Source organism: Chryseobacterium paludis, assembly GCF_025403485.1.
GTDB classification, from domain to species: Bacteria; Bacteroidota; Bacteroidia; order Flavobacteriales; family Weeksellaceae; genus Chryseobacterium; species Chryseobacterium paludis.
In genome coordinates, this window is sequence record NZ_CP099966.1 from 5,001,586 (window position 1) to 5,017,994 (window position 16,409).

Below are 16,409 nucleotides of genomic sequence, written 5' to 3' on the forward strand. Positions count from 1 at the left end.
TTTTTGACATATTTTAACTTTCATATTTCGAAAAAAATCACGATATTTGTAGGTCATTGCGCTTAGCAAGATTTAATAATTTTATATGAGTCAGAAACAATATACAGCTAGTAGTATTCAGGCATTGGAAGGAATGGAACACGTTCGTATGCGTCCTTCAATGTACATTGGTGATGTAGGAGTAAGAGGTCTTCATCATTTGGTTTATGAAGTAGTAGATAACTCTATTGACGAGGCATTGGCAGGATACTGTGACACCATCTTGGTTACCATCCACAAAGGAGAGAGTATTTCTGTAAAAGATAATGGTAGAGGTATTCCCGTAGATTTACATGAAAAAGAACAAAAATCCGCTTTAGAGGTTGTAATGACCAAAATTGGGGCAGGAGGGAAATTTGATAAAGATTCTTATAAAGTATCCGGAGGACTTCACGGAGTAGGTGTTTCTTGTGTAAATGCGCTTTCAACTTTGTTAGTAGCTACGGTAAGCCTTAACGGTAAAATATACCAACAAAAATATTCAGAAGGAAAGGCACTTGCCGATGTTGCTGAAATTGGAGTTACGACAGAAAGAGGAACAGAAGTTTTCTTTCAGCCGGATAGTACAATTTTCCAGGAACTTGTTTATAATTATGATACCCTTGCTACAAGATTAAGAGAACTTTCTTTTCTTAATAGAGGAATTACAATAACTCTTATAGATGAAAGGAACCCTAATGAAGATGGTTCATTTCCTGCAGAAGTTTTCCATTCTGAAGGAGGATTGAGAGAATTTGTTGAATTTATCGATGGAAGCCGTGAGGCTATCATGGAGCACGTAATTTTCATGGAAGGAGAGCGAGACAGTATCCCTGTGGAAGTGGCAATGCGTTATAATACATCATTTAATGAGAATTTACATTCTTATGTTAATAATATCAATACCCATGAAGGAGGGACTCACTTAGCAGGTTTCAGACGTGCTTTGACGAGAACTTTGAAGAAATATGCTGATGATCTGGGTATTCCTCAAAAAGAAAAAGTTGAAATTACTGGTGATGACTTCCGTGAAGGTTTAACGGCTATTATTTCAGTAAAAGTAATGGAGCCTCAGTTTGAAGGACAGACAAAAACTAAATTAGGGAATTCTGAAGTTTCTGGAGCTGTTGATAAGATTGTAGGGGAAATGTTGACCAACTTTTTGGAAGAAAATCCTAATGAGGCGAAAATTATTGTTCAGAAAGTAGTTTTAGCTGCAAAAGCTAGACAGGCAGCCAAAAAAGCTCGTGAAATGGTTCAGAGAAAATCGCCTATGGGTGGATCTGGACTTCCAGGTAAACTATCTGACTGCTCATCAAAAAGTCCCGAAGAATCTGAACTTTTCTTAGTAGAGGGAGATTCCGCAGGTGGAACTGCAAAACAGGGTAGAGACAGACATTTCCAGGCTATTTTACCATTGAGAGGTAAAATCCTTAACGTGGAGAAATCCATGCTCCATAAGGTGTATGATAATGAGGAAATTAAAAATATTTATACGGCCCTTGGAGTTTCTGTAGGAACAGAAGAAGATAGTAAGGCATTAAATATGGCTAAATTAAGATATCATAAAGTAGTTATTATGACCGATGCCGATATCGATGGTTCTCACATTTCTACTTTAATTCTGACCTTCTTTTTCCGTTTTATGAAGGAGCTTATTGAGAATGGGTATGTATATATTGCGCAACCTCCTTTGTATCTACTAAAGAAAGGAAACAAAAAAGTATATGCTTATAACGAAAAAGAGCGTGAAGAATTTACTTTAGATATGTCTCCGGATGGAAAGGGTGTTGAGGTACAACGTTACAAAGGTCTTGGGGAAATGAACCCTGAACAGCTTTGGGAAACAACTCTAAACCCTGAACACAGAATTCTTAAGCAGGTAACGATTGATAATGCAGTGGAAGCTGACAGTGTTTTCTCAATGTTGATGGGAGATGAGGTTCCACCAAGAAGAGAATTTATAGAGAAAAATGCAAAATATGCTAAGATTGATGTATAATTAATTTTTAAAATATAAGAACAAAAAAAAAGACTTCAGAAATGAAGTCTTTTTTTGTGCATGAAATTTAATTTTAACATTTGTTAAGATTTCGTTACTTTTGCTAAATTTTTGTAACCAATGATGAAAATCCTGACCGTAGGAGCTGTATGTGTAGCTTCTGTTTACTACTCTCAGAATTACCCTGTGTCGGCAATTCCTGAAAATCTGAAGAAAGATGCTAATGTTGTTATTCGAAAAGATTATACAACTGTTCAAATTGAGAAAATTGATGAGATCAAATATCAGATCAATACTGTGACTACCGTTTTAAATAAAGATGGTGATTCTAAAGCACAAGCTTATATTCCTTATGAAAAAGGAGATCACATTTCAGATGTTAAAGTAATCGTTTATGATGAGTCGGGTAAAAAAGTAAAAACATATTCAAAGTCAGATTTTGGAGATTTTGCAAATAATTCCCAGGGAGTATTTTATTCTGATAGTCGATATTTAGCATTACCCTATACTCCAACACAATATCCGTATACTATTGAATTTTCTTATCAGATAACGAATGAAAATACCATTTTCATTCCTGACTTCGTTCCATTTACCGATACCAATACTTCAGTAGAAAACAGTCAGTTTAAAATAATAAATAATTCAGGTATTGAACTTCGTACAAAAACATATCCATCTCCGTATAATTATGCATCAGTTACAGAGAGTGGGAGTGGAACAGGGAAAATGTATTCCTATAAGAATGTTCCTGCTATTGATGATGCCTTTTTGCTTCCAAAGCCAGTTGAAATTTTACCTAAAGTGAGTTTTTCACTTATAAAATTTAACCTTGAAGGAAAGCAGGGAAGTATAACCAATTGGAAAGATTTTGGATCGTGGTATTATAATAGCATTTTACAGCCGGTATCTGTTTCTACACCTTCCATAAAAGCTGAAGTGGCAGCTCTTCAGCTGAAAGGTTCAACTGAAGAAAAAGTGAGAAAGATATATCAATATATGCAAAGTAAAACCAGGTATATAGCTGTTGGACTTGGGATTGGTGGTTGGCAGCCTATGATGCCTGATGAAGTTCAGAAAAAAGGATATGGAGATTGTAAAGCTTTGTCAAATTATATGAAGATCTTACTTGATGAAGCTGGAATTCCATCATATTATTGTAAGATAAATTCAGATTCTTCACCAGTTTCTTTTGATAAGGATTTTCCAAAAATGGGTGGCAACCATATTATTTTAATGGTTCCTTCCGAAAAAGGAAATATCTGGTTGGAAAATACATCTCAGCAGATTGCTTTTAACCACTTAAGTTATAATACGACGGATAGGAATGTTCTTTTAGTTAGTAAAGATGGAATTGAAGTTGTTGATACTCCTTCTTATTCTGCTGAACAGAATAAAGAAAAACAAACATTGAAGATTAAGCTCAATGAGGATAACAGTATTACAGGACTGGGACAGTTTTCTTTCACAGGAATCCAATATGACTATAGTTTAAGATATGCTTTGTTATCACCCAAAGAAAAAAATGAGGCTATAAAAAACCAATTGGGTCTTTTACATTTTGAAAAACTTGAAATGAAGGATTTTATTAACGATAGGGAAAATGCAGTGGCACAATACAGTCTTGATTTTAAAGCAAATAATTATTCTAAAAATGCTGGAAATAGTATGGTCTTCAGGGCTATTCCTATTTTTTCAGACAATAATTATAAAACTGATGAAAAGAGGGAATTGCCTTTCGAAATAATGCAGTCGTTTGAAGATGATTACCAGATCAGTTTTGAAATTCCTAAAAATTATAAAATAGAAGAAGTTCCAGCCGATATAAAATTACCCTCCGAGTTTGGAACGTATCAACTAAACTTTGTAAAAAATGGAGAGGAATTAAAGGTAACCAGAACCATCAGAGTGAACAAAGGGATATATCCGAAAGAAAAGTACAACGAGTATATCAAATTCAGAAAAAAAACAGTAAACATGGATAATTCTAAAATTTTAATTACTAAGATATAAACATGAAAAAAATATTATTAATCGCTTTTACATCAATAAATATTATTTTTATTGATGCTCAAAAACAGGAGTTTCTTAATACACCCAAATTTAACGAAGCTGATCTATCAAAACAAAAATCAGTACTTGATGAAAATGCACCCGCAGAAATATTATACAAATCTGTACATTTTAATATTGATTCAAATAATGGGACTCTTCAAAAAAAAGCTTTTTACAGAGTAAAGATTTATGATAAAGATAAAGCTGAAGACTGGTTAAATCTTGAAATTCCTCTTTATCAAAATGGCAGTGATAAAGAGTCAGTATCTAGAATTAAAGCATTTACATATAATCTTGAAAATGGGAGTGTTTTAACAACCAAAGTTGATAAGAGCTCAAAATATAAAAGCAAAGAGAATAAATACATAGAGGTAACCAAGTTTGCATTTCCCAATGTTAAGAATGGTTCGGTTATAGAATATGAATATGAGGTTACATCTCCATTTACATATGCAATTCCACAAATATTAATTGAATCGGATACTCCTTCATTATACACAGAATATGTATTGGATAGTCCTGCTAATGTATCCTATAATGTAAATTACACAGGTTCTCTAAATCCTAAATACAGACAGGTTGAAGAAAAGATGTTGTACGGTACAAATTACAGAACCTATAGATTTGGATATGAAAATCTTAAAGGTTTTAAGACGGAAAAGTTTATAAAAAACGATAGAAATTACAGAACTAAAATTAGTGCAGAATTACATTCTACCAATTTTAGAGAGCTGAAACTATACTCTTCATCGTGGGATAAGATCAAAGACAGATTGTATGAAAATGAAGATTTTGGAGATGAACTAAAAAGAACAAAACTGGCCAAAGAAAATATGCCTGCCGGAATTCTAGATTTACATTCAGAGAGTGAAAAAGCTGATGCCATTTTTAAGTATGTTCAAAAGACATTTACGTGGAACAAATATTCTGGGGTAAGAACAGAAGATGGGATAAAAAAATTATTGGAAACAAAAACAGGAAATGCAGCTGAAATTAACCTTTTTTTAGTAATGATGCTTAGAGAGGCTGGATTAAAAGCTGATCCACTATTGATTTCTACAGTAGGTAATGGAATGATCAATCTTGCATCTCCCAATGTTTCGAATTTAAATTTTGTTATTGCAACCGTTAAATTGGGGGATAATTTTCATTTATATGATGCTACTTCAAAGCAGTCTTCTATTGATATGTTGCCTCCAAGAGATTGGAATGGTCTTGGAATTTTACTTTCTAAAGATAAAGTACAGCAAATATCCATGACTAATGCAAAGCCTAGTTTTTCTTATCTTACTGCTGTTGCGAAAATGAATGAAGATGGAGGTATTAGTGGAACCTATTCTGATAAAGATACAGGAAGTTATGCAATGTCTGCAAAAGAAAGTTATGATGATAATATGGAGAAGTATAAAAAGCAGTATAAAGACAACTTTTCCATAGATTTTACCAATATAGACTCTAAAGTGCTTGAAAATGGAGATTTTGAAAGTACAATGAACTTTACATCTGAAAACTTAATTGATAGGATAGGTAAGAAAATGATCATCAATCCAATGCTATTCCTAAATAAAAATTCTAATGAGTTTGATCAGACAGAAGAAAGAAAATATCCGATAGATTTTATTTCAGGATATACAAAAGCTAAGAAAGTGATTTTTGAAATTCCTGAAGGTTATGTGATTGAAGAAATGCCGAAAAATAAAAAAATTGTAACAGATGACAAAGAAATTGAGTATAGTTATATGGCTGAGCAAAAAGGGAATAAGTTAGAAGTAACTTCAACGACAAAGGTTCTTAGTCCGGATTATCCCAAAGAATATTATCCTGCATTTAAACAAATATGGGGGGTTGCTTCAAAAAGCGAGAACCAGGTTATAAGTTTAATTAAAAAATAACTAAAAAGCTTCTAGTATATAGAAGCTTTTTTCTATATTTGACCAAACCAATAAAAAATAATAATATGTTAACTCTTTTACAAACAGATCCTTATGATGGGATGGATTCTGCTGCTGCGGCCGGAATTGGAATCGGAATGATGATTTTCTATTTAATCATATATCTTTTTTATGGATATTGTATGTATAAAATATTCCAGAAAGCAGGGCGTGAGGATGCTTGGGCTGCTTTTATTCCGATTTATAATATAATTGTTCTTCTTGGTATTGTTAAAAAACCAACTTGGTGGATTATCTTATTTTTTATACCATTTGTTAACCTATTTGCCTCTTGGATGGTTAATGATGGGCTTGCAAAAGGATTTAGCAAAGAAACACCATTGTATACTATTCTTTTATTCTTCTTAGGTTTTATCTTTATTCCGGTATTGGCTTTTAATGATGATAAATTTGATAGCCAGAAAGTACCAGCTAGTTAAGAAAAAAAATGAAAATAATTATAAAACCATTCATCTTTTGAATGGTTTTTGTATTCATATGAAAAATTTAAAATATGAAAAACATTATTGCTACTTTAGCGCTATCTTCTTTCTTTGTTTTTTCAGCATGTAAAAAGACAGATCCAAAAGATGCCGGGCAAACCCAAACGGAGACACAAGAGCCTCAAAAATTTATTGTAGACTCTGTGAAAGTAAATGATTCCACGAAGATCAGTGATTCTCTCTCTGTTCAATATTCTTCTAAATTCCTTGTTTTTCCAACAATTAAGGATAAAAAGCTTTTAGACAGTATTTATTTTGGTAACAAAGGCATTAATGATTTTTCAAAAGAGGGGCTTCAGAACCTTTTGCAAAAAGAAAAAAATGAATATTTTGCTTCTATAAAAAAGGATAGTAAAGATTTAGCATCTCTACCTTTCAACCAGGATTGGAATTCAGATTTTACGATGACTTTGAAATCCAACAATAATGATTTTATGCATATAGAATATTTGTCGAGCTCTTATGAAGGTGGGGCACATGGTAATTATAATTATGCTGAAAGAGTTTTTGACCTAAAGAATAATAAAAAAGTTGAGCTTAAGGATATTACCTCAATGCCTAAAAATAAAATGGAAGGTATTTTAATGAAGAATATCAATAAACTTAACAGTGGAACTACAGACGCTGATGGAGAAGTGAAAAATTCAGATATGCTTTTAGTTGAAGTGATCCCGGCATCTGATAACTTCTATTTTGATGATAAAAATTTATATTTCCACTACAGCCCATATGAAATTGCAGCTTATGCAGCGGGAGATATCGTTATTCCTGTCTCATGGGAGGATTTAAAAGGAACTTTAATTCCAACATTTAAAGAAAGAATGAAAATTAAATAAGAATAATGCTTCCAAATCAGGAAGCATTTTTTATTTTTGCTCCAATGGAAAAAGTAGCTTTTATCATCAACCCGTTTTCTGCAAAAAAAAATTATCAGCCATTTCTTAATGAACTGAAGAAAAAGGTTGAAAATCCTCTTTATTATATCTCTGAATCCATTCAGGGGACTGATGATTTTATTCAGCAATATTTCAATGAAATAGATATTTTTGTTGCGATAGGAGGTGATGGAACTATTTCTACTGTAGCTAGGCAGCTAATCAATACCGATAAAATTTTGGCAATTTTCCCTGCAGGTTCAGGGAATGGTTTTTCCAACGAAACCCAGTTTAGCAAGAATTTGGATGAGCTGTTGGAAAAGATAAAAACCAAGAAATCTAGGAAAATTGATACTTTCACAGTAAATGATAAACTTTCCATTAATGTATCAGGGACAGGGTTTGATGGAAAAGTGGTGAAAGAATTTGAAAAAACAGATCGTGGTTTCAAAAATTATATTAAGGTTTCACTTAAAACATTCTTTAATTATAAACCGATTAAAGTGAAGTTTACGGATGAAAAATATCAAGAGTATAATGGCAGATATTTAATGTTGAATATTGCAAATACCCGACAGTTTGGTAATAACGCATATATTGCTCCGAATGCGAGTAAAAGTGATGGGTTAGTTGATATGGTTTTGGTTAAAAAGTTTCCATTAACTTATTCCGCATTATTTGCTTACAGGATGTTTACCAAAAAATTGAAAGATGATGATTATGTGACTTATCTTCCGGTTTCAGAAATTGAATTTAAGGTCAATACCAAAAACTGGCATTTGGATGGTGAATTCAACAAGATAAAGTCTCCCATTCATGTTAAAGTTCTTCCTGCCAGCCTCACCATTCTGATTTAAAATCCCCCAATTCAAATAAGAAAAAATTCTTTTGATAACTTTGAATGCTTTATACTAAACTTCTAGTTTTTTTTCCATCTCTTGTGGATGATTTAAAGAATATTTCAGCTGATCTTTGTCTAATTGCTTTTCCCAGTTGGCTACGACTACGGTAGCAACTGAATTACCAATAACATTGGTTAGAGCTCTACATTCGCTCATAAATTTATCAATTCCAAGGATCAGGGTCATTCCTGCGATCGGAATTTCAGGAACAACAGCTAATGTTGCAGCCAAAGTAACAAAACCTGCTCCAGTAACTCCAGCAGCACCTTTAGAGCTTAACATAGCAACAAGTAATAGCATTAATTGTTTCTCAAGAGGTAAATGAATATTGAGTGCCTGTGCGATAAATAATGAAGCCAGGGTCATATAGATATTTGTGCCATCAAGGTTGAAAGAATAGCCTGTAGGTACTACCAATCCTACAATTGCTTTTGAGCAACCTGCCTTCTCGAGTTTTTCCATAATTCCCGGAAGGGCAGATTCTGAAGAGCTGGTCCCTAATACCAAAAGGAGCTCTTCTTTAAGATAATACATTAGTTTAAAAATGCTAAAACCATTGTACCACGCCACTGCACCCAATACCAGGACAACAAATAAAATTGAAGTGATATAGAATGTACCCACTAAAAATATGAGATTTAAAACAGAGTGAAGTCCGTATTTTCCAATCGTAAAAGCCATTGCCCCAAAAGCTCCGATAGGGGCTAGCTTCATAAGCATATGAACTATTTTGAAAATAGGAGTTGAAAGATCTTGTAGGAAATTTGTTATTTTCTGGCTTTTCTCTTTTGTAAGAACAAGAGCTACTCCCATTAAAATGGCAACAAGCAGAACCTGAAGAATATTCTCACCAACCAATGGACTGAACAATGTTTCAGGAATAATATTCATCATAAATCCGGTAAGTGTAGTGTCGTGGGCTTTCTGCTGATATTGTGAAACATCTCCCGAAAGAGTGGCAGGGTCAATATTTAACCCAGAACCAGGTTGTAAAATGTTTCCAACGATAAGACCGATGATCAAGGCTAAAGTTGAAAATGTAAAAAAATAGATCATTGCTTTTACAGCAATTCTACCAACTTTTTTAAGATCAGTCATATGAGCAATTCCCAATGTCAGAGTAATAAAGATCACTGGAGCAATAATCATTTTTACAAGTTTAATAAAACCATCACCTAATGGTTTCATTTTTTCTCCTAATTCAGGATAAAACCTGCCTAAAAGTATACCTGCAATGATGGCTATAATTACTTGGAAATAAAGCTGCTGATAAAATTGTTTTGCTTTCAATGGAGATGTATTACATTATTAAAGGATGAAAAATAAGAAAAAAATGTTACGATTTGTGATAGATATCATAAAAAATACTCTTTTTTCCTTAATCCATCCTTTTGTATTTTTGTTGAAGGTGCTTATTAATAAATAGAAAATTATTCTGTGGCAACAGAATCGTCTCCACGCCCATCTGCAACAGCGTGAATATTTCCATTGTTATCAATGACGATCATTTCTGTCTTTCCTATCTGTTTTATTTTTTCGATAACATAGTTTTTTGCTTTCAAATCATTAATGGTAGACTCTGGAAAATCATTTTCTACCGTTACGGTCTCTGGAAGCCACTGATGGTGAAATTTAGGAGCATTTACAGAGATATTAGCATTTAATTTAAAATCCACCACATCCACAATAGACTGATAAACTGATGTAGCTATCGTTGTTCCACCAGGTGTTCCAACTACCATAAAAGGTTTTCCGTTTTTTAATAAAATGGTTGGTGTCATTGAAGAAAGCATTCTTTTATTTGGCTGAATAGAATTCGCTTCACCACCTACAGCTCCAAACATATTTGGAACACCAGGTTTAATTGAGAAATCATCCATCTCGTTATTTAGAAAGAATCCTGCACCAGAAACAAAAACCTTACTTCCATAATATCCATTAAGGGTTGTAGTAACGGATGCTGCATTTCCATCTTTGTCAATGACTGAAATATGAGTGGTTTCTGTAGATTCTTTAGGTTGTTTAATGATCTTTCCTACTTCAGAACTTGGAGTTGCCTTTGAGAAACTAAAGCTTTTCCACCTGTTTCTTAGGTAGTCATCAGAAATCAGATAGTTTGTTTTATCAGCTATAAAATCAGGATCACCCATATATTCTGCTCTGTCTGCATAAGCCCGTCTTTCAGCTTCCACCATGATCTGTACCGCAGGCGTAGAGTTAAGCTGATATTTTTCCAGATTTTCATAACTGGCCATTCTAAGCATTTGAGCTAGAAGAATCCCCCCACTTGATGGCAGCGGCATAGAAACGACATTGTTTCCCTTATAGTCGAACTCCAGGGCTTTTCTTTCTGCTACTTTATAATTTTTTAAATCTTCAGAAGTAATTATACCATTTCCTTTTTTCATCTCGGAAACAATTAGGTCAGCTGTTTTTCCTTCATAAAAACCTTTGGCTCCCAATTTTTGGATGAGTTTTAAAGTCTCTGCAAGCTCTTTCTGAACCAGTAAATCCCCAGCTTTCCATGGGGTGTTTTTTACAAAAATAAAGGTTGATTTATTATTTTTTTTAAAACTTTCTTGATGAGTGTTCAGCATATCTGCTTCTTTTTCTGTAATAGCAAATCCTTTTTCTGCTAGATCAATAGCTGGCTGGATAATTTTATCCATAGGAAGTTTACAGTATTTTAAAGTAGCAAAAAATCCTGCAATGCTTCCGGGAATACCTACTGCTAATCTGCCGTTTTGAGAAAGATCTGTATTCGCCTTTCCTGTTTTGTCGATATACATGTCCTTTGATGCATTTTTAGGAGCTGTTTCCCGATAATCTATAGTGAATTTTTCACCATTATTTTTTACACCTACTAAAAAACCACCACCACCGATATTTCCGGCTTGAGGGTATACAACGGCTAGCGCATATTGTGTGGCGACAATAGCATCATAAGCATTTCCACCCAGCTTCATCACTTTTGCGCCCGCTTCACTGGCTAAAGGATGTGCAGAAACCACAACTCCCTTATTTTTTACTTTAACTTCTTTTACGATGTTGAAATCGGTAAACTGACTCCAATAAAAATTTGTACTTAGAATTATTGCTGCGAATAATAACTTCTTCATATCATTTTGTTTTTCCTTGAAGCAAAATTATATATTTTTTAACAAAATTTTCCTTTTCTAACCCATAACTATTAAGTGAAAATAGGGATTTAGTTAAATTTGTTTCATTTGTACAGAAATGTGGATAATGTTATATTTTGTTTATTATTTGTTAGGTTTAAATAATTATAATTTAATAAAATTGACTTTTAATTGTGTTTAAATTGTTTTTTAAAGATAATTCATTACTTTTGGAAAAAAAGCAATATGATTAAAAATTACCAAAAAGCTATTTCCTTAGGCTCATTATTTTTAGTTTCCATGTATGCGCAGGCGCAAACAGATTCTACAAAAACAAAAAATATAGAAGAGATCAAAATTACATTAGGATCCCGGAATAAAGCGAGGGTAGCGACAGATACTCCTGTGCCTGTTGATGTTATCAATATTGGCTCACAATCTGTTATGACTCCGCAGATGGATCTTAATCAAATTCTTAATTACGCCGCTCCTTCATTTACATCAAATTCCACGACAGTTGCCGATGGAACTGACCATATAGATCCCGCACAATTAAGAGGGTTAGGACCAGATCAAGTACTGGTTCTATTGAACGGCAAAAGAAGACATACTTCATCTTTAGTTAATGTAAATGGTTCGCCCGGTAGAGGTTCTGTGGGAACAGATCTAAATGCATTACCAGCTTTTGCAATAGAACGTTTGGAAGTATTAAGAGATGGTGCTTCAGCTCAATATGGTTCTGATGCTATTGCGGGTGTTATTAATGTGATCATGAAAAAAAACACCAATGCATTAAGTGCTGCGATTACGGCTGGAGGTTTTAATAGTAATGGCTCAAATGATCATACTGGAGGTTGGGATGGAGGTAAATATCAGGTAGACCTTAATTATGGTACTGGACTAGGGAAAAATGGATTCATCAACTTCACGGCAAGTTTAATGAAAAGAGACGAGACGAGAAGAGCTAATACGGCAACAGGTAATATTTTTAATGCATATAATGCTATTGAACGAAGAGCATCAGAAAATGGAGTTAATATTTCTTCTCTTTTTGGTAATATAGGAAATACACCTAATCAGCAACAAATCGTTGATTACATTCATCAATACGCCCAGGGCGTGAGCTATTTTAATCCTTCTTTTCAGTCACAGATTCAAAACACAAATAATATTGCTGGATTGCAGGATCTTTTGCGCACAGATTTTACAGAAAATGAATTGGCCTACAGAGGGCTGACAAGAAATGATTTTAATATGAGGGTTGGACAGTCCAGGTTGACATCGGGACAATTTTTCATGAACTCTCAATTTGATTTATCTTCCTCTATACAGGGCTACGCTTTTGGTGGAATTTCTTACAGAAGTGGTAACGCTGGTGGATTTTTCCGTAGACCGAATGAGGGCAGGGCTTCTACTTCCATTTATCCCAATGGTTTCTTGCCTGAAATTGCTTCTGATGTAATTGATCTTTCTTTCGCTGCTGGTTTTAAAGGAAAAATAGGAAATATAAATTATGATATAAGCAATACTTTTGGACGTAATACATTTGATTACACCATAAAAAATACAGCTAATGCTTCGATGCCTTATCCAAGTAAAACAGAATTTAATGCCGGAGGCTTAAATTTTTCACAGAATACCATTAATGCAGACTTTGATACAAAAGTTGACTGGCTTCAAGGATTTAATATTGCTTTTGGTGGTGAGGCTAGGTTTGAAAGGTATAAAATTACAAGCGGAGAGCAGGATTCGTGGGCATTATATGATATTAACGGCAATGTTCAAAATGCTTCAACTCCTGACAATTTAAAACCAACTGATTTTTTGGGAACAGTACGACCAGGAGGAGCACAGGTTTTTCCGGGATTCAGGCCTGCAAATAGTTTAAACAAGGGAAGAAGTTCCATTGCCGGATATCTGGATACTGAACTTGATATTACGGATAAATGGCTTGTGAGTGGTGCAGTAAGGTTTGAAAATTATTCAGATTTTGGGTCTACATTTAATTATAAAATAGCTACCCGATATAAGCTTACTGATCAGATTAATGTTAGGGCTGCGCATTCCACTGGATTTCGTGCTCCATCTTTGCAGCAGATTTATTATAATGCAACATCTACACAGTTTGTAGGTGGGACGGCTTTTGAAGTAGGAACCTTTTCTAATGATTCTCAAATAGCAAAGAATCTGGGGATTCCTCAATTAAAACAGGAAGAATCTGTAAGCTATTCTGCAGGTTTTACAGCTAAAATACCTACGGCTAACCTTACGCTTACGGTAGATGGATATTATATTAAAATTAAAAATAGGGTGGTTCTTACTGATCAGTTTTTGAGACCCAATGGAACTTATCCAGGTGGAAGTTTTCTATATGATCTTCAGGTTGAATTTGATAAAGCCAATGCCAATGCAGCAACATTCTTTGCCAATGCTATTGACACCCAAACAAAAGGCTTGGAGGGTGTAGTTTCACATAGAGCTAAATTCTCTCCAAAAGTTTCATTGAACTCTGACCTGGCAGTAACTGTTTCTAAAACAAATAGGGTAGGGAATATTCACGGTTCAGATCTTTTAATCAATGCAGGACAGATCAATCGTTATTATTCTGAAACAAGTCGTATATATATTGAAGAAGCGGTTCCAAGATTTAAGGCTTCACTTAATAATGCCTTGGAAATCAATAGATTTAGCGTTTTTCTAAGAAATGTTTATTTCGGAAAAGTGACTGATCCAAATACGATGGACGTTAATGGGGATGGTAAAATTGGTTATGAAATGATCAATGGGAGTGTTGTTGAGACAGAGCATCCGGTGTGGGGTGCAAAAATAATAACTGATCTTTCAGTAGGATATAAGTTCAATAAAAGTTTTATTTTGACGATTGGTGCAAATAACCTGTTTGATATCTATCCGGATAAAAATTATGGGCCAACAGCTGTTCAAAGGGCTTCTATGAATACTTCGGGAAATATAGAATATAAGCCAGCTACTATTGATCTCTCTAATCAGAATCAGTTTGTGTATTCAAGAAATGTATCACAGTTCGGGATGAACGGCAGGTTTCTTTTTACAAGGCTTAATTTAAATTTTTAAGAAATCTTATAAATGTTCTAAAGGTGTGTTTTTACACACCTTTTTTTACTATGGTAAGCATGATTTTTTTACTTTTGTAAAGTTCAAAATCTAAAAGATATAAAAATGGAATCCTATACGGAAAAAATACTGATTACAGGTGCTTTAGGTCAGATCGGCACTGAACTTACCAACAGACTTGTTGAAATCCACGGAGCTGAAAATGTTGTAGCATCTGGATTAGACAGATGGCAGAAAGGAATTACTTCTGCCGGATACTATGAGAGAATGGATGTTACCAATACTCAATTGGTAAGACAGGTTATCAAGGATTATGACATTACTACAGTTTATCACTTGGCGTCTTTACTATCCGGAACCTCAGAAAAACAACCGGTTTTTGCATGGAAACTGAATCTTGAGCCTCTACTTCATTTTTGTGAAATGGCAAAAGAAGGATTGCTTAAAAAGATCTTCTGGCCAAGTTCAATTGCTGTTTTTGGTAAAGGAATTCCTAAAGAAAATGTAGAGCAGGATGTTGTTTTGAATCCAACTACTGTATATGGTATTTCTAAAATGGCGGGTGAAAAATGGTGTGAATATTATTTCGATAAGTATGGGGTAGATGTAAGAAGTATTCGTTATCCTGGATTAATTTCATGGAAGACCCCAGCTGGAGGTGGAACCACTGATTATGCAGTGGAGATTTTTTATGAAGCGATCGAGCAAGGAAAATATACAAGTTTCATTTCCGAAAATACAGGAATGCCTATGTTGTATATGGATGATGCCATCAATGCAACTTTGAAACTAATGGATGCTCCAAAAGAAAGTTTAACAGTTCGTTCTTCTTATAATTTAGGAGGGATGTCTTTTACTCCAAAAGAATTGGCAGAAGAAATCAAGAAAGAAATTCCAGAATTTACAATCGATTACAAGCCAGATTTCAGACAACAAATTGCAGACTCTTGGCCAGCTTCAATTGATGATTCAATTGCAAAAAAGGACTGGGGACTTACTTATGATTTTGGAATTTCTGAGATGACAAAAGATATGATCAAGAATCTTAAAGTGAAATTAGATAAAAATTAATTACTTTAAGTTTAGCTTTAATTAAAAGTGTTTTTAACGTCTCATTTTTAATTGTTTATGAATTTTATATAAAATTAACTTTAAATGATATTATTGACTTTTAACATCGTAGATATTGAAGCAGAAGCCAAAAATGGAGTTCAGATTTCCAATGATGACAGGTTAAAAATAACAAATGACAATACAAAAGCTATTCTTAGAATTTTAGATATTCACGATACCAAAGCAACATTTTTTGTTGAAATTTCTATCATTGAAAAACTTCAAAATCTTATAAAAGCAATTTCAGGCCGCGGGCATGAAATTGCTTTTTATAATAAAAACTCTACCCTTCACGAAATTGAAAAATTGAAGAAATATATCCAGGAATGTTTTGGAAAACAGATCCGGGGAATTCGTCAAAAAGAGGTGAAGTTCCCCCAGGAGAATTTGAAATTATTGGAGTTCAATTATGTTTCAAATATTGATAATGCAAATATTCTTTTTCCTTTAAAACGATTAAAAAGAGACACTGAAATTTCAGAAGAAGACGGATTAAGTATTATTCCTGAAAGTATATCTCCGTATAGTCAATTGCCATACAATGATTTTGTATTTCAAATATTGCCAATGAAGTATTATCAGAATATGGTCTTTGAAACCTTGAAGAATGATGACTTTGTTCTGATCTATTTAAATTCGTGGCAGTTCACCGATTTTAAAACCTATCCTTTTGAGATTCCATTTTACAGGAAATTCTTTTCAGGAAAAAAAATGGAGGACAAATTAAATGCCCTCCTTACCTGGATTAATGAGAAGGAGCTTGCTACTTCCCGCATGAAAGATTATATTTTTTAATCC

The 16,409-nt window shown here is 33.7% G+C and carries 11 protein-coding genes; 9 read left to right on the plus strand and 2 right to left on the minus strand.

Annotated features, from left to right (window positions below; translation table 11 throughout):
- The first annotated feature begins 85 nt into the window (after positions 1–85).
- The 6 genes from gyrB to NG806_RS22770 all read left to right on the plus strand — a co-directional run bounded on the left by gyrB (position 86) and on the right by NG806_RS22770 (position 8,241).
- The gene (gene gyrB, locus NG806_RS22745; protein ID WP_261511437.1) at positions 86–2,020 is read left to right on the plus strand and encodes a DNA topoisomerase (ATP-hydrolyzing) subunit B; all 1,935 of its coding nucleotides are present in this window, start codon (positions 86–88) and stop codon (positions 2,018–2,020) included.
- Positions 2,021–2,140: 120 nt separating this feature from the next.
- Positions 2,141–4,033, plus strand: a complete 1,893-nt coding sequence (locus tag NG806_RS22750; RefSeq protein WP_261511438.1) for a DUF3857 domain-containing protein — start codon at positions 2,141–2,143, stop codon at positions 4,031–4,033.
- A gap of 2 nt (positions 4,034–4,035) precedes the next feature.
- Positions 4,036–5,967 (plus strand): transglutaminase domain-containing protein, encoded by a 1,932-nt coding sequence (locus NG806_RS22755; protein ID WP_261511439.1) that lies wholly within the window; start codon positions 4,036–4,038, stop codon positions 5,965–5,967.
- 65 nt (positions 5,968–6,032) lie between these two features.
- Entirely contained in the window at positions 6,033–6,446 is a 414-nt protein-coding gene (locus tag NG806_RS22760; protein WP_214833714.1) for a DUF5684 domain-containing protein, read from the plus strand.
- A 74-nt stretch (positions 6,447–6,520) separates the two neighbouring features.
- Positions 6,521–7,345 (plus strand): DUF3298 and DUF4163 domain-containing protein, encoded by an 825-nt coding sequence (locus NG806_RS22765; RefSeq protein WP_261511440.1) that lies wholly within the window; start codon positions 6,521–6,523, stop codon positions 7,343–7,345.
- 44 nt (positions 7,346–7,389) lie between these two features.
- A complete protein-coding gene (locus tag NG806_RS22770) occupies positions 7,390–8,241 on the plus strand; it encodes a diacylglycerol/lipid kinase family protein (RefSeq protein ID WP_214834029.1) in 852 nt (283 codons plus the stop codon).
- Between the two features lie 54 nt (positions 8,242–8,295).
- Here NG806_RS22770 and NG806_RS22775 read toward each other — a convergent pair whose 3' ends face one another.
- Positions 8,296–9,576: a dicarboxylate/amino acid:cation symporter gene (locus tag NG806_RS22775; RefSeq protein ID WP_214833708.1), complete on the minus strand. Its 1,281-nt coding sequence runs from the start codon at positions 9,574–9,576 to the stop codon at positions 8,296–8,298.
- A gap of 140 nt (positions 9,577–9,716) precedes the next feature.
- Positions 9,717–11,405, minus strand: a complete 1,689-nt coding sequence (ggt, locus tag NG806_RS22780) for a gamma-glutamyltransferase (protein ID WP_261511441.1) — start codon at positions 11,403–11,405, stop codon at positions 9,717–9,719.
- Between the two features lie 246 nt (positions 11,406–11,651).
- On the opposite strand from ggt, the gene NG806_RS22785 reads away from it, so the two are divergent.
- The 3 genes from NG806_RS22785 to NG806_RS22795 all read left to right on the plus strand — a co-directional run bounded on the left by NG806_RS22785 (position 11,652) and on the right by NG806_RS22795 (position 16,406).
- Complete coding sequence (locus tag NG806_RS22785; protein ID WP_261511442.1) at positions 11,652–14,498, plus strand: TonB-dependent receptor plug domain-containing protein; 2,847 nt, start codon at positions 11,652–11,654, stop codon at positions 14,496–14,498.
- 105 nt (positions 14,499–14,603) lie between these two features.
- Entirely contained in the window at positions 14,604–15,569 is a 966-nt protein-coding gene (locus tag NG806_RS22790; protein ID WP_214833703.1) for an NAD-dependent epimerase/dehydratase family protein, read from the plus strand.
- A gap of 84 nt (positions 15,570–15,653) precedes the next feature.
- Positions 15,654–16,406: a polysaccharide deacetylase family protein gene (locus NG806_RS22795; protein WP_261511443.1), complete on the plus strand. Its 753-nt coding sequence runs from the start codon at positions 15,654–15,656 to the stop codon at positions 16,404–16,406.
- The last annotated feature ends 3 nt before the right edge of the window (positions 16,407–16,409 follow it).

Coding starts and splice junctions, on each gene's coding strand:
- gyrB (WP_261511437.1), top strand. CDS start 86: ATGAGTCAGAAACAATATACAGCTAGTAGTATTCAGGCATTGGAAGGA.
- NG806_RS22750 (WP_261511438.1), top strand. CDS start 2,141: ATGATGAAAATCCTGACCGTAGGAGCTGTATGTGTAGCTTCTGTTTAC.
- NG806_RS22755 (WP_261511439.1), top strand. CDS start 4,036: ATGAAAAAAATATTATTAATCGCTTTTACATCAATAAATATTATTTTT.
- NG806_RS22760 (WP_214833714.1), top strand. CDS start 6,033: ATGTTAACTCTTTTACAAACAGATCCTTATGATGGGATGGATTCTGCT.
- NG806_RS22765 (WP_261511440.1), top strand. CDS start 6,521: ATGAAAAACATTATTGCTACTTTAGCGCTATCTTCTTTCTTTGTTTTT.
- NG806_RS22770 (WP_214834029.1), top strand. CDS start 7,390: ATGGAAAAAGTAGCTTTTATCATCAACCCGTTTTCTGCAAAAAAAAAT.
- ggt (WP_261511441.1), bottom strand. CDS start 11,405: ATGAAGAAGTTATTATTCGCAGCAATAATTCTAAGTACAAATTTTTAT.
- NG806_RS22785 (WP_261511442.1), top strand. CDS start 11,652: ATGATTAAAAATTACCAAAAAGCTATTTCCTTAGGCTCATTATTTTTA.
- NG806_RS22790 (WP_214833703.1), top strand. CDS start 14,604: ATGGAATCCTATACGGAAAAAATACTGATTACAGGTGCTTTAGGTCAG.
- NG806_RS22795 (WP_261511443.1), top strand. CDS start 15,654: ATGATATTATTGACTTTTAACATCGTAGATATTGAAGCAGAAGCCAAA.